The following is a 17215-nucleotide window of genomic DNA, read 5'->3' as shown; positions in this document are numbered from 1 at the left end:
CGATGACTGAAGCTGCTCAACCATTCATACAGCCAGCAGGAGACATTGCGGCTGCCGAAGCTGTTAAGCTGGAGGATATCAGCCTAATCTATCCGGGCAAAACAGCTCAATCAGAGGTTCTGCGCCGTATCGATCTTACGATTGAAGAAGGAGAATTCGTATGCGTGCTCGGTCCTTCAGGCTGCGGCAAGACCTCTCTGCTTAAGGTTATCGCCGGTTATGAGCAGCCTTCCGCTGGTACGGTAAGCGTGTTTGAGCGGCCTCATGTCAAACCGCATCCTGAGGTCGGCGTCGTGTTCCAACACGCTAACCTGTTTCCCTGGTTGTCGGTTCAGCGAAATACGGAATTCGGACTAAAGATGTCCGGTCTGCCAAAAGCAAAACGCAAGCAAGTAGCAGACAATGTCCTCGAACAGGTTGGGCTTTCGAATAATGCCTCGTTGCTTCCCTATCAATTGTCAGGCGGCATGAAGCAGCGAGTCGCCATTGCAAGAGCACTAGCCCCTCAGCCTCGCATTCTGCTGCTGGATGAACCTTTCGCTTCGCTCGATGCGCTCACGAGAGAAGCGCTCCAGCAATTGCTGCGCAAGCTATGGCTGCAAACGGGCAAAACCATTTTGTTCATAACCCATGACGTGGATGAAGCACTGCTGCTTGGCACTCGCATCATTACGATGCAGGGCTCACCGGGCCGCATCCATTCGGATATCGCCAATCCCCTTAACAGCCGCATAGAACCGTTCGCAAGCGGACGCAAGCATCCTCGCTTCGCTGAACTTCGCGAAAGTCTTGTCAGGTCGCTGCGAACGTCGCAGCACGATGCTGCTTCTACCCAATAATAAGCATCATCCTAACTAACAGAAAAGGAGCTATCTCAAGGAATAACCTTAAGAGATAGCTCCTTTTTCTTGTCTATCTGTTACAAGATCGACGTGTCTGCTTGACCGCCGATCTGTTCGATAAGACGCAGCGCTTTGTCTGCAATGGCCGCATCAACGGTAGCGGTCAGCAAGCCCTGCTCATACAGCCCGCCGACATCGACTACCCGAAGCGCTTGCAGCTTGTGCAGCGCCTCCTGCGCGGCGCTCTCGCCGCTGAAGGTCGCTTTGATCTCGACCTGGTTCATCTTACTGCTCCTGAGCGCGTTGATCCGCTTCAGCTGCGCGCTGGGCAGCTTGGCGATCCGCCTCGTCCGCCAATTCTTCGGAAAACTCTACGTCCTCGTTTTTCCCGATCGGCAATTGAGCAAAATTCTCTTTCTCGAGCTCATTCTTTTGATTCTCTGTCATCTGTATCGTCTCCTTTAGTTTACTTCTTCGCGTATGCGTATAACTGCATTACCTGAATAGAGTGCTCCTATAATCTTTTTTCTATGCGTCAAAAGCAGTAATATAGGCAGATCCATCACATTAGCTGTAAATTAGCGGTCATCCAGTTCTATCCCCGTTGCGGACACTATAGACCTTAACCAAGACATAAATGGTGTTTGATCAGCGTTAAGGACTACAGAAACCTTATGGCTTGAATTATTTCCAATAAGCTCATTCCATGGCCCCTCATTCTCCCGATAGCGTCCTCTGTGTCCGTAACACCAAGAAATATACTGATTAAGCCTTCTAAGAGCCAACTGAGTCCGTACTAATGATTCACATCCTACAAAAAAAAGACGTTCCGGGTTATTCACCGCGGAACGCCTTCTTCATGCGCTCGAATATCGATTCATGATGTTCTTGATCGCCGGCAGACTCGGAGCCCGGGCCGCCCAATTGGCGAAGCAAATCTTTTTGCTCTTCGGTCAGACTCGTTGGAGTAACGACCGTTACCTTCACATGCTGATCGCCTTGGCCGTAGCCGCGAAGCTTTGGTACGCCTTTTCCTTTTAAGCGGAAGTACGTCCCTGTCTGCGTTCCCGCAGGCACCTTCAGCTTAATCTTCTCTGTAAGCGTCGGGATCTCGATCTCGTCGCCAAGCGCTGCTTGAGCGAACGTAAGCGGAACTTCGCAATAGATGTCGTCGCCGTCGCGTTCGAAGAATTCATGCGCTTTGACACGGATAACGATGTACAAATCGCCTGCTGGACCTCCGCGCAAGCCGCCTTCGCCTTCGCCAGAAAGTCTAATTTGTGCGCCTTCGTCCACGCCCGCTGGGATACGAACGTTGATTTTGCGTTGACGCTTCACTTTGCCAGCGCCGTGACAAGTGCCGCATTTGTCTTTGATAACGCGTCCCGTGCCGCTGCAATTCGTACAAGCACGACGGTTGACCATACGGCCGAACGGCGTATTCTGAACAACCTCTTGCTGGCCGCTGCCTTTACAGATCGTACATGTTTCCGGCTTCGTGCCAACCTTCGCGCCAGAACCATGACAAGTGTCGCATGTCTCGGTGCGAGGAATCGTAATTTCCGTTTCTTTGCCGAATACCGCTTCCTTGAACTCGACGGTCATTGTATACTGCAAGTCATTGCCGCGCTGCGGTGCGTTCGGATCGCGTCTGCCGCCTCCGCCGCCGCCGAAGAACATATCGAAAATGTCTCCGAAGCCGCCGAAGTCGCCATTTCCGCCGCCGCCCATGCCTTGATTCGGATCAACATGACCATAACGGTCGTAAGTAGAACGTTTTCCATCGTCGCTTAGGACGTCATAAGCTTCCTTAACTTCCTTGAATTTCGACTCCGCGTCCGCTTCCTTATTGACGTCGGGATGAAACTTGCGAGCAAGCTGACGGTATGATTTCTTAATATCGTCTGCGGAGGCATCTTTGCCAACGCCTAACACTTCATAATAATCGCGTTTATCTGCCATCTGTTCTCACCTCCGCTATATGCTATGATTTCAACTGCCAATTGGCCCGTCGTCAATATGCTTATTCGCAAGAAAGGAGGTCAAAGACAGGCTACGCCCGCCCTTGACCTCACGCTCCTGCTAAACGCCTATTACTTCTGGTCGTCTACAACTTCGTAATCGGCATCGACAACGTTATCTTTGCCTTTCGAAGCTCCAGCGCCTGCTTCTGGCTCTCCGCCTTCAGCGCCTTGTGCAGCTTGTGCTTGCTCATAGAGCTTCACGGAAAGCTGTTGAACGATTTCAGTCAACTCGGCAGCCGCAGCATTGATTTGTTCGATATCGTCAGTAGCAAGCGCAGCAGTCAATTTTTCTTTCGCTGCATTTGCTTTCTCGATTTCGGAAGCATCTACTTTGTCGCCAAGGTCTTTGATCGTTTTGTCGACGGAGTAGATGAGCTGATCAGCGCTGTTCTTCGCTTCAACAAGCTCGCGACGCTTGCGGTCTTCCTCTGCGTTAAGCTCAGCGTCCTTCATCATTTGCTCGATCTCAGCGTCGCTCAAACCGCTCGACGAAGTGATCGTAATTTTTTGGCTCTTGCCTGTTCCTTTGTCCAGAGCGGATACGTTAACGATACCGTTCGCGTCAATATCGAAAGTAACTTCGATTTGCGGTACGCCGCGCGGAGCAAGAGGAATATCGTTCAGCGTGAAGCGACCAAGCGTTTTATTGCCGTTCGCCATGGAACGCTCGCCTTGCAATACGTGTATTTCTACGCCTGGCTGATTGTCAGCATAGGTCGAGTAAACTTGCGATTTGCTTGTTGGGATCGTCGTGTTGCGTTCGATCATTTTCGTGAACACGCCGCCAGCGGTTTCGATACCGAGCGATAGCGGAGTAACGTCGAGCAATACAACGTCTTTCACATCGCCAGTCAATACGCCTGCTTGAACGGCAGCACCGAGGGCTACAACCTCATCCGGGTTAACGCCTTTGTGCGGGTCTTTGCCGATTAGCTTCTTAACCGCATCTTGAACGGCTGGAATACGCGTCGATCCGCCTACAAGGACAACTTTGTCGATGTCGCTCGGGGACATGCCAGCATCGCTAAGCGCTTGACGAGTCGGTCCAAGCGTACGCTCTACGAGCGCTGCGGACAGCTCTTCGAATTTCGCACGTGTCAGGCTCATCTCCAAATGCTGAGGAACGCCGTCAACCATTGTAATGAACGGAAGCGAGATCGAAGAAGTCAGGACGCCGGACAATTCTTTTTTCGCTTTTTCAGCCGCGTCTTTTAGACGTTGAACGGCAGCTTTGTCCTTAGAAAGGTCGATGCCTTGCTCTTTCTTGAATTCAGCAACAAGGTGATCGATGACCACTTGGTCGAAGTCGTCGCCGCCGAGCTTGTTGTCGCCGCTAGTCGCTTTAACTTCGAAGAAGCCGTCGCCCAGCTCAAGAATCGATACGTCGAATGTACCGCCGCCAAGGTCGTATACAAGAATCGTTTGGTCTTCTGTTTTCTCAAGGCCGTATGCAAGCGCAGCCGCTGTCGGCTCGTTGACGATACGAAGCACTTCAAGACCTGCGATTTTGCCTGCATCCTTCGTCGCTTGACGCTGACTGTCATTGAAATAAGCTGGAACCGTAATAACGGCTTGCGTTACCGTTTGACCGAGGTAAGCTTCTGCATCGGACTTCAGCTTTTGCAAAATAATAGCGGAAATTTCTTGCGGCGTGAAATCTTTGCCGTCTACTTGCTCTTTATGGTTCGTGCCGATATGGCGTTTGATCGAGCTGATCGTACGATCAGGATTTGTGATCGCTTGGCGTTTTGCCGTTTCACCGACAATACGTTCGCCGTCTTTCTTGAAGCCTACTACGGAAGGCGTAGTGCGGTTGCCTTCTGGATTCGGAATAACGACGGCTTCGCCGCCTTCCATAACTGCTACGCAAGAGTTCGTCGTACCAAGGTCGATACCGATTACTTTACTCATCGTTTTATTTCCTCCTAAAAAGTTTTGTGGAACGAAATCCATTTATTGATTAGTCGTGATTAGCCGCTTACTTTAACCATCGCTGGACGCAATACTTTATCTTTCAGCATGTAGCCCTTTTGCACTTCCTCGACAATAATGCCTTCTTCATGCTCATCGGACTCTACCTGCATAATAGCCTGATGGAATTCCGGATTAAAAGGTTCGCCGACGACATTCATCGCCTTCAGCCCTTCGCCGATAAGTGTCTGCTCTAATTGTCGGAAGATCATCTCCACGCCTTTGGCGAGCGATTCAAAATCGCCGTTTGCGGAAGCTGCAGCCATAGCGCGATCGAAGTTGTCAACCACTGGAAGCAATTGCGTAATCAGCTTCATGGAAGCGTATTGCGCGAGCTCTTCCTTCTCCTTCGTCGTACGGCGGCGGAAATTATCAAAGTCCGCTTGCGCGCGTAAGTATCGTTGTTGTGCTTCTTCAGCTTGCTTCTCGAGCTCAGCATAACGGGAATCTGTTGCTACGTCCTCTGCGAAGGTCTCCTCGGCAGCTTGCTGCTGCTCTTCGGATATTTGCTCTTCTACTGCTTCTGCTGCTTCGTTATGTTGTTCGTTAGTCACCTTGTCACCTCCTTAAAAGTCGTTACTTATACCAGCGGCTCATTAAGAGCGCCATATCCTTGGATATTAGATCAAGCAAACTGATTACTTTGCCGTATTCCATCCGGGTAGGACCTAAAATGCCGATCGTTCCAAGCGACTGGCCGTCGACGGCATAGGTTGCCGTAATCAAGCTGCAGTCACTTATCGCCTTGTGGTCATTTTCTGTTCCAATACGTACTTGTATACCTGATGGCAAAGCGGAAAACATTTTCATTATTGCCGGTGTCTCATCAAGCAAATCCAAAATCGTTTTCACTTTGTCGACATCTTTGAACTCCGGCTGTGTCAGCATGTTCGTCGTGCCGCTTAAGAAAATGCGATGCTCATCGTCGCTTTGCAGCGCATGGTCAAGCACTTGAAGCACCTGCTCGAAATGATCGACATGACGCTCCAGCTCTTGGCCAACCTCGGAATAGAGCTTCGACTTTAAGCGGATCAACGGGACGCCTGTCAGCTTCTCGTTCAAAATGTTAACGACCTTCTGCATATCGTCCATCTTAAAACCTTGCGGCAGCGAAATCGTCCGATTCTCGACATGGCCTGTATTCGTAACAATAATGGCTACAGCCGACGTATCGTCAAGCGGTACTAAGCCGAAATGCTTCAAGGAATTAGAGAACAGCTCAGGTCCGAGCAAGATCGACGTATAGTTCGTCAGATTGGACAGAATGCCGGCAGCATGTTGGATCACTTCCTCCATCTGGCTCATCTTATCCGTAACGAACGAGCGAACCATACCTAGGTCATGCTCATTAACCTCGCCTAGCTTCACCAAATGGTCGACATAATAACGGTATCCTTTTGTAGAAGGCACGCGTCCGGCAGACGTATGCGGTTGTTCAAGAAAGCCAAGCTCCTCCAAATCGGCCATTTCGTTGCGAATGGTGGCCGGACTGAAAGCTACGTCGCCTCGCTTCGAGATGCTGCGTGAACCAACCGGTTCAGCCGAGCGAATATAATCATCCACTATTGCATGCAATATCATCCGTTGTCGATCCGTCAGCATTCGAATTCCCCCTACGTAATTGTTGATCACCGCCATCGTTAGCACTCAATCGATTCGAGTGCTAATCATTAATACAAAAATACCAAACCAGCTTAACGATTGTCAAGTCGGTTCGGTATTTTTTGTTCGTTATGACGTCGGAAGATGCTTTAGACCGTTCTGAGCACGGCGATTTCATCGCATGCATGCTGCTTCGGGCAGTTGACGCAGTCCTTCCACACCTTCTCCGGAAAAATCTCTTTCTCCACGATCGTGAAGCCGTTGCGCTTGAAGAAGTTGTCCGCGTACGTGAGAGCCATCACTTTAGTAACGTTCAGCGCCTTGGCCTGCTCGATCAAGCTCTCGACAAGCTTGTTGCCGATGCCAAGCCCTCTGTAACCATCCGTCATGCCGAGCGAGCGAATTTCCACCAAGTCGTCGCCAAGCCTGCTTAAGGAGCCGCAGCCAACGACAACACCGTCAATCTCGGCAACGACGAAAGTATCTATTATATGTTGCAGAGCTTCTCGTGTACGAGGCAGCATAATGCCTTTCTCGGCATAACCCTTAATTAATTGAAACAACGTCTCGATATCATCGGACGTCGCTTTTCTGCATAGAACCTCTAATGCCTGCATCGCTGCCTTCGCCTCCGCTCACCACTGATGATAAAACAATATGAATAAATATACAACACAATGTATTTTAACACAATAGTAAAAATAGTGCCGATCATTAGCCCTCGAGGAAAGCTCCGAACACTTCATTTCCGAGCAATACACCTTGTGAAGTAAGCTTATACACGGTATCATCCGATAATTCCAGCTTCTCGAGCAAGCCGTCTCTCAGAAGCTTGTCTATCGTTGGACCAAACTTCTGTTCCAAAGATAGGCCGCTGCCAAACTGCTTTGTGAAATTCGAAGAGCGAACGCCTGAGAGCAGCCGCAAGCCTACCATCATGAAATCCTCCATTGCTTCTTGCTCGCTCACCTCGAAAGAGTCCAGCCGCGGCAGCTTCTCGGAGGCAGCATCAATGTAAGGCGTAATCCCTTTCAAATTCACATGACGCTGACGATTGGCGTAGCCATGCGCGCCTGCGCCGAGGCCGTAGTACGGCTCATTGCGCCAATACGTAGAGTTGTGACGGCTTTCGTATCCCGGTTTTGCAAAGTTGCTGATCTCATAATGCTCGTAGCCGCCGGCCTTCAGCAAATCCATTAACCGAATGAACATATTAAATTCTTCATCCTCAGTTGGCAAAGGCAGCTCATTGCGTTCATAAAGCTTGTGGAACAGCGTATTCTCCTCAACCTTCAAGCTGTATATCGAATAGTGCTTCAAATCGAGCGCAAGCGCGCTTTCGACGCTGCTGGTCAAATGCTCGATCGTCTGACCCGGCAAGCCGAACATAAGGTCGATCGACATATTGGTGAAGCCGACCTTGCGTGCATTCTCCAAGCTCCGGTATACATCATCTACACTATGAATACGGCCGATTCGCTCCAGCAAGCCGTTATCGAACGACTGGACACCAAAGCTGATTCGATTGACTCCGCCATCTCGCATCGCCTGAAGCTTCTCGATATCCGTAGTTCCGGGATTTGCTTCCATCGTGAATTCAACGTTCGGAGCGAGCGGAAAATGAGACTTAACCGCATCAAGAAACACTTTCATCTGCGGCGGTGTCAGTACGGTCGGCGTACCCCCGCCTACGAAGACGGTATCGATCTCCACGGGCGGCAGCAGCTCGGTCGTCCGCTTCATCTCCTGCTCTAGCGCAATCAAATATTGATCGACGGGCTGACCCTTCAATACATAGGAAGTAAAGTCGCAATAATGACATTTGTTCGTACAAAAGGGAATGTGAATATATAACGCTCTTGGCGATTGTATGACACTTGTAACACTCATCGTTAGTCCTCCTTCCGTCGTGCGCCAAGCGTAAACGGCTGTCGCCGTCCTTGGCGGCACAAGCTTTCGTTTCGCGGTGAAATATAGGCATGAAGATAAGAGTGAAACTTATACTTTCCTATATTTTAAAAAAATAATATCTCAATAAAAAGAAGGAGAGCCGCGCTCTCCCTCGCTTCGCTACTTTAGACGCTTAAGCTTAATTCTCGTCGATCTTAAGAACAGCCATGAACGCTTCCTGCGGCACCTCTACGCTACCAACCTGCTTCATCCGCTTCTTGCCTTCCTTCTGCTTCTCAAGCAGCTTACGCTTACGGCTGATGTCGCCGCCGTAACACTTGGCAAGAACGTTCTTGCGCATAGCCTTAACCGTCTCGCGGGCAATGACCTTCGTTCCGATCGATGCCTGGATCGGCACTTCGAACATTTGACGCGGGATAAGCTCTTTCATTTTCTCGCAAATGAGACGTCCACGGTTGTATGCGCGATCGCGGTGAACGATGACCGACAAGGCGTCAACCTGCTCGCCGTTCAGCATGATGTCCATCTTCACGAGATTCGAGCGGCGATAGCCGGATACTTCATAATCGAACGAAGCGTAACCCTTCGTATTCGACTTCAATTGATCGAAGAAATCATATACAATCTCGGACAACGGGATTTGGTACGTAATCGTAACGCGGTTCGTATCCAAGTATTCCATGTTAACGAACTCGCCGCGTTTATTTTGACAAAGCTCCATGATCGCTCCGACATAGTCGTTAGGCACGATAATGCCCGCTTTAACGAAGGGCTCTTCAACATAATCAAGCTTGCCCGCTTCAGGATAGTTCGACGGGTTGTCGATATCCATTGTATCTCCGTTCGTCAACGTTACCTTATAAATAACGCTTGGCGCCGTCGTAATAAGCGGAATATTGAACTCGCGCTCAATACGCTCCTGAATGATCTCCATATGCAGCAGGCCTAAGAATCCGCAACGGAAGCCGAAGCCAAGCGCTGTCGAAGACTCCGGCTCGTATCTGAGCGATGCATCGTTCAGCTCAAGCTTCTCAAGCGCTTCGCGCAAATCATTGTAATCTTGCGTCTCGATCGGATACAAGCCGCAGAATACCATTGGATTAATACGACGGTAACCTGGCAGCGGCTCTGGAGCCGGACGCTTCGCTTCCGTCACCGTATCGCCGACACGCGTATCCTTCACGTTTTTGATGCCTGCTACAACGAAGCCTACGTCGCCTACGGCCAGCTCGTCGACAATCGTCATCCGCGGCTTGAAGGCACCGACCTCAATGACTTCGAATTCCGCTCCCGTCGCCATGAAGCGAATTTTTTTGCCGGCTTTGATGCTGCCGTCCATGACGCGCACATATACGATTACGCCTTTGTAGGGATCGTAGTGCGAGTCGAAAATAAGTGCCTTAAGCGGCTGATCCGGATCTCCGGTCGGTGCCGGAACTTTGGCTACGACCTGCTCCAATATTTCCTTTATGCCGATACCCGCTTTCGCTGATGCAAGAACGGCTTCGCTTGCATCAAGTCCGATAACATCCTCAATTTCCTGCTTCACTCGTTCAGGCTCGGCGCTAGGCAAATCGATCTTATTAATGACAGGCAAGATCTCCAGGCTGTTGTCCAATGCCAAGTAAACGTTGGCAAGCGTCTGAGCCTCGATACCCTGCGCCGCGTCAACAACAAGCAGTGCTCCTTCGCAGGCCGCCATGCTTCGAGATACCTCGTATGTAAAGTCGACGTGTCCCGGCGTATCGATCAAGTTCAGAATGTACTCTTCGCCGTCATCGGCGCGGTATCCTAATCTAACCGCTTGAAGTTTAATGGTAATGCCGCGTTCCCGCTCCAGATCCATCTGATCAAGAACCTGCGATTGCATCTCGCGGGAAGTAAGTGCGCCGGTATACTCCAGTATCCGGTCGGCCAAAGTTGATTTGCCATGGTCTATATGCGCAATAATAGAAAAATTTCTAATTTTCTTTTGTCGGTCACGAACGTCTGTCATGCCTAACCCCCACAATTTCCAATAATTCTACTCATTCTTTCTAGTATATCAGCTTAAGGGGCATGTGGGCAATGTTCATTCTCACTTCGTCAATCCGTCGAAGATCGAGACGACGAATCGGATGCCTCCGCTCGATACAGACTGCAGCATTCCTGAAGCGGATTCCGCCAGCTTGTCGACGGCGGGCTCGTTCTCTTGAAGCGGAATACCAGGCAGCCGCTCGTTCTCATCGACAGCCGTACTCTCGCCTGCTTCGGCATCTGCTTTGCCAGCTTTGGTCAGCAGACGCTTCGTCTCCTCAAGCTCGCGCTCCAATTGCTCAATCTTACGCGCATAGACCAAGTTCTCATCCTGCTGCTCTATATTTTCCTGAGTTCCGTCACTTTCGTATTCGTCATAGTAGCCGCTGCCCGATTCCGTTTCCTCGAAGGAACCGTTAATGCGCTCAATGCCGGATGAAGACATTTCGATTCCGTATAAAACAATAAACACAATCGCGCCTCCCAACAGCGTCCACTTAAGCGCACCCTTCTTCATCGTTCATTCTTCCCTTCCATTCGTTCATAATGGCTAGCTTGCATTGCCCTTTGTATTAGGAGCCGTTACCTTCGCATCTTCCCAGTAGATCTCGCCAATGACTTCCGCAAGCGCATCTGCCGTACGGTAAGATTCCTCAAGCGTGTTATCTACTCCGCCGATCTCGATTAGCACGCTGTCCGAAGCGAGCGATTGATTATATTCCCCATTGCCCGTAGCAGCTGTCTTGCCCCAAATGCCGCGCGAAATGCCAGGATACTTTTTCTCCAGCTCTTCATGGATTTGCGTAGCGAACTCTTCGTTTTCTTTCCAGTTCGGATTTTTGTGGCCGATTATAAAATACACCTGAGCATAACTTTTGCCCTTAATATCAATCGTCGTATATTTACGCTTCTGCGAATCGCGATGCAGATCGAAAAAAAACTTAAGTTTCTTGCTGCTCGCAATCGCTTCCTTCACTGTCTTCATCGAATATTTGTAGGACAGCTCCCAGCGGTAATCCTTAATCGCGGTCGGGTAGTCAGTCTTGCTGTGCAGCGCGCCGACGCCTTCTTCCTCCAATTTATCCGCGAGTCTTTTGCCGACCAAAGTGATGTTAGTCGTCGTGGAGTTCGGATCCTTCATCTTCTCCGTCAATTCAGGGAACCAGGATTCGCGATTATGCGAATGATAGATGAAGACAACGTCCTCGCCACCTGTCGTTGGCTCTGACGGTTCGTCTCCATCACCTTGCGATGGAGCATCGGTTGCCGGCGTTGTTGGTGCAGCTCCGGGATCGGTTGCGCCTTCGGAGCCTTCGGAGCCCTCAGAGCCTTCAGAACCAATACCTGTGCCCGTGTTAGGCTCGGATATGATTGGCGTATTGTCTTCCGGTCCAATTGCGGTGTCCGTTCCAATGCCCTGCCGAATAAGGAATGCGTCGTTCGCGCTCATACCCGGCAATTCACCTGCCAGAAGGCTTTTCGGATCATTCGGATTAATATCGGTTAACGCACGAATGAGAAATTTGCTGATTTGCTTGCTGGAAAGTGAACCCGATTCACCGCTGCTCTGGAATGCAGGCATCTCCATCTCTAGCATGTCCCCAAAGAAGCCGCTAGATACCGATGCAGCGAAGCCTTTCATTGAATTGACCGGATCGGCCGTCGATTGCTGATGAGCCATGCCCGCTAATCCTATCAAAATAAAAAATAAGGTCGAGCTAAATGAAAGAAGCGCAAACGTGCGCCCCGTCACCAGCAAATTTCGTATCCGCCTGCTTTCTTTCCCAAAATCCAGCAGCATCATCGTTCGTTTCATCCCTTGTATTCCTCCCGCCTTAAATGTACGTTAGCTACTATTAATCTATGATCGCCGCCGAGTTCATAGAACCACTAGAGAAGCAGTTTGTTGGTTGCAATCTCATAGATTTGGATTGGGAGAGGATCGTTTTATGTGAGAAGGCAGGAATGCAAAAAAACGTCCCAGCCAAAGACCGGGACGTCACATGTAATCCTTAATGCGTATAGGCAGCCACATTATCGGTATCCACCGCATCATGAAGCGAAGCGTTAAGTCCGCTAGCGATAATGTTGGCAATATCCTCAATAAACTGGTCTATCTCCTTCGGGGTAACGAGCAGATCATGGCCAAGCGGACTCAGAACTTCCTTTACAAGCTGAAGACGCTCTTGTTCGGGCAACTGGTTCATGACTCCGAAAATATGATTCGAATCGCCCTTCTGCTTCTCGATATGGGATCTCATCATCTCGAGCGTATTGTTGACAATGGTCGAAGCGTACACGACCGTCGGCACGCCTATCGCGATGACAGGCACGCCCAATATTTCTTTCGTCAATCCTTTGCGCTTATTGCCTATACCCGAGCCGGGATGAATGCCTGTGTCCGCAATTTGAATCGTCGTATTCACCCGTTCAATCGCTTTAGACGCCAAAGCGTCGATTGCAATAACAAGATCAGGCTTCGAGCGCTCCACGATCCCTTGTACGATCTCGCTTGACTCGATGCCGGTAATGCCGAGTACGCCTGGCGCGATCGCGCTAACGGGACGATAGCCCGGCGCGACTTGATCGGGCATTAATTCAAAGTAATGCCGAGTAACCATAACGTTCTCGACGACTAGCGGTCCAAGCGCGTCGGGAGTAACATTCCAGTTGCCCAAGCCGACGATCAATACTTTGGCCATTTTGTTAATGCCGAGCCGTTCCAGAAACTTCTCGAAATGTTTGGCGAACGCCGTTGCCACCCGGTCTTGAAGCTCCGTATCCTGATTGCGCAGCTCCGGCACCTCGATTGTTACGTATTGGCCTTGCATTTTGCCGATCGCCTGCGAGCCCTGCTCATTCTGCACATGCAGCTGCGTAATCGTAATGCCGTTATCCTCCGTCACCTCGGAGACAATGCCGGGTATCGGCCCGCCGCCCGGCGTTTCCGCCATTTCTTTCGCTTCCAGCGCCAAGTCGGTTCGAATATTATATTGCTGCAGATCAAGCTCACTCATTGTTCGGTGCTCCCTTCTTGCGTACGTATGTACTTTCGTTATTGTTTGCAAGGAGATCATTTTCATACTTTGATTTCTTTGGCCGCATCCTATTGACGTCTAGACCCCGCATTGGTTACTATTGCTTTTTGGCAACCTGCATGATAATATATTTTAAGTTGTGTTATCTAGATATTTACCGTTGTGAACAGTTTAGGAGGTGAATTCCATGCCAAACATTAAATCCGCAATTAAACGCGTCAAAACAAGCGAAAAACGCCGTGCTTTGAACGCATCCCAAAAATCCGCACTTCGTTCGGCCGTTAAATCTGCTGACCAAGCAATTGCTGGCACTGACGTTAACGCAGCTAAAGCTGCATTGATCGCTGCTACCAAAAAATTGGACAAAGCAGCTACGAAAGGCCTGATTCATAAAAATGCGGCTTCCCGCAAAAAATCGCGCCTTGCTAAAAAGCTGAATGCCTTGTCGGCACAAGCTTAATAACAGCCAAGTTGAAACGGCTTCATCGATCGCTTAGCGAACGGTGAAGCCGTTTTTTGTGTTATATGGAATAGTGGGAATTCCAGTTGTGATAAAAAAAGAGCAGCAGCGCTGCCGCAATGTCGCGGCTACGCTCTCTGCTCAAGTCCTAATGATAGCAAGTACAATTCAAGTCCTAATGTCTTGTCAATGGCGCCTGTCTTCATTTTGTAATCCAAGTCGGCTAACGACGCGAGCAGTTGCCCGAGTCTTGCTGTTTGGAACTTGCGGCTCTTCTCCGCAGACAGCTTCACCGCATAAGGATGAAGGCCGAGCTGCCCAGCCATCTGCTGCGGCGAATACTGATGCTGCTCAAGCTCCTTAATCTGCAGCATGATACGCAGTTGCCTTGCGATGAGCGCAGCAATCTTGATCGGCTCTTCCCTCCTGATGAGCAGCTCGCGATACATACGCAGCGCACGGTCGATACGCAGCTCAGCGATAGCTTCGACAAGCGCGAATACATCCTCTTCGGCCGTTGCGGCAGTAAGCATCGACGCTTCTTCAGCGGTAATCGTCCCCCCTGCTCCAGCATGCAGACAAAGCTTGTCTACCTCTTGCGCCAGCTGCTGCATATTGGCGCCTGTCCGTATGAAGAGAAGATCGGCTGCTTCTGATTCGAGAGTTCTCTGCTGATCAGCTGCACGCTTGATCATCCATTGCTTCAATTGCGCCGCGTCCAGTTCTGGAAAAGCGACTAGCGAATGCCGATCCTTAAGTGTCTTCACCAGCTTACGGCGTTCATCCAGCTTCTCCGCATGCACGCTTACCACAATAACCGACGTTTCGGAAGGATTCTCTATGTACTGCAACAGCTTCTCGGGCTTATGCTCGATCTTGCCGCCTTCTTTGCCGCCAGCGGCAAACACATTCATATCTCGAATTAACACGAGCTTGCGCGGCACAAAGAAAGGCAGCGTCTCCGCTTCCAATACGGCTTCCTCGATCGATGTCTCGGCAGTATCGAATTTAACGATGCCGAGCTCTCTCTCATCAGACGTAAACAGCTTGTCCGATAACGTATCAATAAAATGCTGAACGCGGTAACGATCCTTACCGTACAATACATAGATCGGTCTGAAACGGCCTCCCTTAATTTCCTTTAATGCTTCCTTCGGATCCAATCGTATTCACCGCCTTCCCAATAATGTCCTTAATCTCAGCTTGGCACACTATGACTTAGAATAGACGGCAACAAAGGGATGTGCCGTCAGAAGGCTACATCCCTTTGTCCAAAGATAAGAGCTGATTGATGAAACAAACAACGCTTATCCCTCAACATGACCCGGTTCTCACTATTATCCGGATGCCCTACTCCGTTAACAGTCAGCCCGGCCCAGCTTGCCGAACATCTATATAAACAGCCGCAGGCAGGTCCATGGTACCGCCCTACGGTTGGTCATACGTTCGTCACGCTCTCGCCAGCTTGCAATGGTTGCTCGTTGCTTATACTATACGCAAAGCTTCAGGATAGTGTGCGAATACCCGCAAATTAATGTTGCGCCTTCGTGTCGCTTCCTGCCTTTACGTCTATAACATATTTCTCACTAGCGCCTTGTTCCAACTGTACTTCATAGTTCAGCACGGTATTGTCGTCTGACCAAACGAGCCCGGCAAGCTTGCCGTTCTTTCGGTCTGTCTCGAACAGAAGCGATTGATCCGCAGTCTTAAATATCTTCACCTTAAAGCCTTCCGCGACCGCTTGCCATTCTCCATTAGGTGAAATGGCAGTAATCGCAACCGGCACTTCGCTCATAATCCCTTGAGTGCCCGGCGTAGACGTAAAGGTGTCGGTTCCGGACTTATTGCTCATTCCATCGCCGCTTAACGCTCCGCTTTCCAAGGTATTAGACGTCTCCAGCTCCTGTTCGGATTCAGGTATCGGCTGTTTGCCGACTTCACCTGAGCTCGTTGCTTCGTCTAACTCGTCTGGAGCAACTGCTGCAGGTGATCCTTCATTTCCTTGCGTGCGAACGCTAGGCTGAGCGCCGCCATCTGAATCACCTAACGATTTGGTGTCCTCTTGGGCGGCAGACGCGTCCTGCTCTATTTTTTGGTCTGACTTATAGCTATATACGTCGCTTTGTTGAGCAATGTCCATCGTGTCATTGGAAGCCGATTCTTGAGCGGTCATCGAACCCGCACTGTCGTTGTCGAAGCTCGGGCCGATTCCTGCGTTATAGCCAATAATGAACAAGCCGGCGACGACACCTGCCGCAATGATACCGCCCACATACCGAAGCGATGGAAGACGTCGGCTGCGCGCCAACCGGCGAGCTGCCGCTTTCCCCTGCCCCTGTTCAACTTCATCCTTATGAACGACATGCATCGAATCGCTTCGCTCTTCCAGGTCCAAACGCTGTAGCTCCGGCAATATCGCATCGACTAAGCTATAGCTCGGAACAACCTTAGGCAAACTAGTAAGTTCGGCGGACAGCAACTGAAGTCTATCATACATTGCTGCACAGTCCGGACAATGTCTAGTATGATCTATCAAGACGCTGTACTCGCTCTCGTCGAGATCGCCATCTAGCTGCCTGTGCATTAAATCCATCACCTCTTGACAATTCATCCCCGGACACCACCTTTCTGATAATCATGGAGTAAAGTTTGCAGTTGCTGTCTAGCTCTAAACAAATAAGACTTCACCGTATTAAGCGGCAAATCGAGCGAATCGGCAATTTCGTTGTACGAGAAATCCTGCAAATAACGAAGCACGACGACAGCCCGATGGTGCTCGGGAAGCTTCTCGATCGCGGACCGAATGTCTTGTACCGCATACGCGGACATGACCTCGTCCTCTACATTCTGCTTCTCGCGAAAAACCATCTCATGCTCGTCAATCGATACCGTCGGCTTATTCCTTCGAAATTTATCGATACATATGTTTGTCACGATTCGTTGAATCCATGTCTTGAATTGAGCCTTCTCTTCATAAGAGCTGATCTTCGTATAGATGCGTATAAGCGCCTCCTGGGCCGCATCCATAGCGTCCTGCTCGTTATTCAATATATAATAGGCTGTCCGATAAACATGGGTTTCAATCTCACGCAATAGAGTTATTAAAGCGTCGCGATCTCCCGACTGGGCGGCTCGTATGAGGTCCGGCTCCACCACGAAGGATCCCCCTCTCTTGCAACCTCTCTGACGAGGCGGTTGCATTAAAAGTTGCAATTTTTTTTAAGAATTCTTAAGAAATATTAAGAAATATGAAGTTCGCCTTTAATTAGCTACTAATCGCCAATATACTGCGGCAGTTAAGCTCCCACAGTCAGAGTTCGAGCGCAGCTGTATACGCTAATTTATATACTA

The 17215-nt window shown here is 50.0% G+C and carries 17 protein-coding genes; 2 read left to right on the top strand and 15 right to left on the bottom strand.

The window, feature by feature from the left end:
- The first annotated feature begins 2 nt into the window (after nucleotides 1-2).
- Nucleotides 3-839, top strand: a complete 837-nt coding sequence (locus tag AC0YN0_RS11785) for an ABC transporter ATP-binding protein (protein WP_475821429.1) — start codon at nucleotides 3-5, stop codon at nucleotides 837-839.
- Between the two features lie 80 nt (nucleotides 840-919).
- On the opposite strand, the gene AC0YN0_RS11780 is transcribed toward AC0YN0_RS11785, so the two are convergent.
- The 12 genes from AC0YN0_RS11780 to gpr form a co-directional block, all read right to left on the bottom strand.
- A complete protein-coding gene (locus AC0YN0_RS11780) occupies nucleotides 920-1126 on the bottom strand; it encodes a hypothetical protein (protein ID WP_442051688.1) in 207 nt (68 codons plus the stop codon).
- Between the two features lies 1 nt (nucleotide 1127).
- A complete protein-coding gene (locus tag AC0YN0_RS11775) occupies nucleotides 1128-1289 on the bottom strand; it encodes a YfhD family protein (protein ID WP_475821428.1) in 162 nt (53 codons plus the stop codon).
- A 387-nt stretch (nucleotides 1290-1676) separates the two neighbouring features.
- Nucleotides 1677-2804: a molecular chaperone DnaJ gene (gene dnaJ / locus AC0YN0_RS11770; RefSeq protein WP_475821427.1), complete on the bottom strand. Its 1128-nt coding sequence runs from the start codon at nucleotides 2802-2804 to the stop codon at nucleotides 1677-1679.
- A gap of 131 nt (nucleotides 2805-2935) precedes the next feature.
- Complete coding sequence (dnaK, locus tag AC0YN0_RS11765; protein ID WP_337101570.1) at nucleotides 2936-4777, bottom strand: molecular chaperone DnaK; 1842 nt, start codon at nucleotides 4775-4777, stop codon at nucleotides 2936-2938.
- A gap of 59 nt (nucleotides 4778-4836) precedes the next feature.
- The gene (gene grpE / locus AC0YN0_RS11760; RefSeq protein ID WP_475821426.1) at nucleotides 4837-5391 is read right to left on the bottom strand and encodes a nucleotide exchange factor GrpE; all 555 of its coding nucleotides are present in this window, start codon (nucleotides 5389-5391) and stop codon (nucleotides 4837-4839) included.
- Nucleotides 5392-5413: 22 nt separating this feature from the next.
- Nucleotides 5414-6439, bottom strand: coding sequence for a heat-inducible transcriptional repressor HrcA (gene hrcA / locus AC0YN0_RS11755; protein ID WP_337101567.1), 1026 nt, complete (start codon nucleotides 6437-6439; stop codon nucleotides 5414-5416).
- A 149-nt stretch (nucleotides 6440-6588) separates the two neighbouring features.
- Nucleotides 6589-7056, bottom strand: coding sequence for an N-acetyltransferase (locus tag AC0YN0_RS11750; protein ID WP_475821425.1), 468 nt, complete (start codon nucleotides 7054-7056; stop codon nucleotides 6589-6591).
- Nucleotides 7057-7153: 97 nt separating this feature from the next.
- Nucleotides 7154-8329, bottom strand: a complete 1176-nt coding sequence (gene hemW, locus AC0YN0_RS11745) for a radical SAM family heme chaperone HemW (RefSeq protein ID WP_475821424.1) — start codon at nucleotides 8327-8329, stop codon at nucleotides 7154-7156.
- A gap of 199 nt (nucleotides 8330-8528) precedes the next feature.
- Nucleotides 8529-10346, bottom strand: a complete 1818-nt coding sequence (gene lepA / locus AC0YN0_RS11740) for a translation elongation factor 4 (RefSeq protein WP_475821423.1) — start codon at nucleotides 10344-10346, stop codon at nucleotides 8529-8531.
- An 81-nt stretch (nucleotides 10347-10427) separates the two neighbouring features.
- Nucleotides 10428-10883, bottom strand: coding sequence for a hypothetical protein (locus AC0YN0_RS11735; protein WP_475821422.1), 456 nt, complete (start codon nucleotides 10881-10883; stop codon nucleotides 10428-10430).
- 33 nt (nucleotides 10884-10916) lie between these two features.
- Nucleotides 10917-12182, bottom strand: coding sequence for a stage II sporulation protein P (gene spoIIP / locus AC0YN0_RS11730; protein WP_475821421.1), 1266 nt, complete (start codon nucleotides 12180-12182; stop codon nucleotides 10917-10919).
- 196 nt (nucleotides 12183-12378) lie between these two features.
- Nucleotides 12379-13383 carry a GPR endopeptidase gene (gene gpr, locus AC0YN0_RS11725; protein ID WP_475821420.1) on the bottom strand — a complete coding sequence of 335 codons (1005 nt, stop codon included), beginning with the start codon at nucleotides 13381-13383 and terminating at the stop codon, nucleotides 12379-12381.
- Nucleotides 13384-13591: 208 nt separating this feature from the next.
- Here gpr and rpsT point away from each other — a divergent pair, with 208 nt between their 5' ends.
- A complete protein-coding gene (gene rpsT / locus AC0YN0_RS11720) occupies nucleotides 13592-13864 on the top strand; it encodes a 30S ribosomal protein S20 (RefSeq protein WP_337101560.1) in 273 nt (90 codons plus the stop codon).
- 128 nt (nucleotides 13865-13992) lie between these two features.
- On the opposite strand, the gene holA is transcribed toward rpsT, so the two are convergent.
- From holA to AC0YN0_RS11705, 3 genes are all read right to left on the bottom strand, one after another.
- Complete coding sequence (holA, locus tag AC0YN0_RS11715) at nucleotides 13993-15027, bottom strand: DNA polymerase III subunit delta (RefSeq protein WP_475821419.1); 1035 nt, start codon at nucleotides 15025-15027, stop codon at nucleotides 13993-13995.
- Nucleotides 15028-15395: 368 nt separating this feature from the next.
- Nucleotides 15396-16475: an anti-sigma factor family protein gene (locus tag AC0YN0_RS11710; protein ID WP_475821418.1), complete on the bottom strand. Its 1080-nt coding sequence runs from the start codon at nucleotides 16473-16475 to the stop codon at nucleotides 15396-15398.
- Nucleotides 16472-17020, bottom strand: coding sequence for an RNA polymerase sigma factor (locus AC0YN0_RS11705; protein WP_475821417.1), 549 nt, complete (start codon nucleotides 17018-17020; stop codon nucleotides 16472-16474). Before AC0YN0_RS11705 ends, AC0YN0_RS11710 begins: the two co-directional genes overlap by 4 nt.
- Between the last annotated feature and the right edge of the window lie 195 nt (nucleotides 17021-17215).

The organism is Paenibacillus sp. J22P218 (assembly GCF_056269195.1).
Note: the sequence above shows the minus strand (reverse complement) of the source record. Positions and strands in the feature narration are given on the sequence as shown.

What these genes read in the sequence shown, in the direction of transcription:
- AC0YN0_RS11785 (WP_475821429.1), top strand. Translation starts at nt 3, where the DNA reads ATGACTGAAGCTGCTCAACCATTCATACAGCCAGCAGGAGACATTGCG.
- AC0YN0_RS11780 (WP_442051688.1), bottom strand. Translation starts at nt 1,126, where the DNA reads ATGAACCAGGTCGAGATCAAAGCGACCTTCAGCGGCGAGAGCGCCGCG.
- AC0YN0_RS11775 (WP_475821428.1), bottom strand. Translation starts at nt 1,289, where the DNA reads ATGACAGAGAATCAAAAGAATGAGCTCGAGAAAGAGAATTTTGCTCAA.
- dnaJ (WP_475821427.1), bottom strand. Translation starts at nt 2,804, where the DNA reads ATGGCAGATAAACGCGATTATTATGAAGTGTTAGGCGTTGGCAAAGAT.
- dnaK (WP_337101570.1), bottom strand. Translation starts at nt 4,777, where the DNA reads ATGAGTAAAGTAATCGGTATCGACCTTGGTACGACGAACTCTTGCGTA.
- hrcA (WP_337101567.1), bottom strand. Translation starts at nt 6,439, where the DNA reads ATGCTGACGGATCGACAACGGATGATATTGCATGCAATAGTGGATGAT.
- AC0YN0_RS11750 (WP_475821425.1), bottom strand. Translation starts at nt 7,056, where the DNA reads ATGCAGGCATTAGAGGTTCTATGCAGAAAAGCGACGTCCGATGATATC.
- hemW (WP_475821424.1), bottom strand. Translation starts at nt 8,329, where the DNA reads ATGAGTGTTACAAGTGTCATACAATCGCCAAGAGCGTTATATATTCAC.
- lepA (WP_475821423.1), bottom strand. Translation starts at nt 10,346, where the DNA reads ATGACAGACGTTCGTGACCGACAAAAGAAAATTAGAAATTTTTCTATT.
- AC0YN0_RS11735 (WP_475821422.1), bottom strand. Translation starts at nt 10,883, where the DNA reads ATGAAGAAGGGTGCGCTTAAGTGGACGCTGTTGGGAGGCGCGATTGTG.
- spoIIP (WP_475821421.1), bottom strand. Translation starts at nt 12,182, where the DNA reads ATGAAACGAACGATGATGCTGCTGGATTTTGGGAAAGAAAGCAGGCGG.
- gpr (WP_475821420.1), bottom strand. Translation starts at nt 13,383, where the DNA reads ATGAGTGAGCTTGATCTGCAGCAATATAATATTCGAACCGACTTGGCG.
- rpsT (WP_337101560.1), top strand. Translation starts at nt 13,592, where the DNA reads ATGCCAAACATTAAATCCGCAATTAAACGCGTCAAAACAAGCGAAAAA.
- AC0YN0_RS11710 (WP_475821418.1), bottom strand. Translation starts at nt 16,475, where the DNA reads ATGAATTGTCAAGAGGTGATGGATTTAATGCACAGGCAGCTAGATGGC.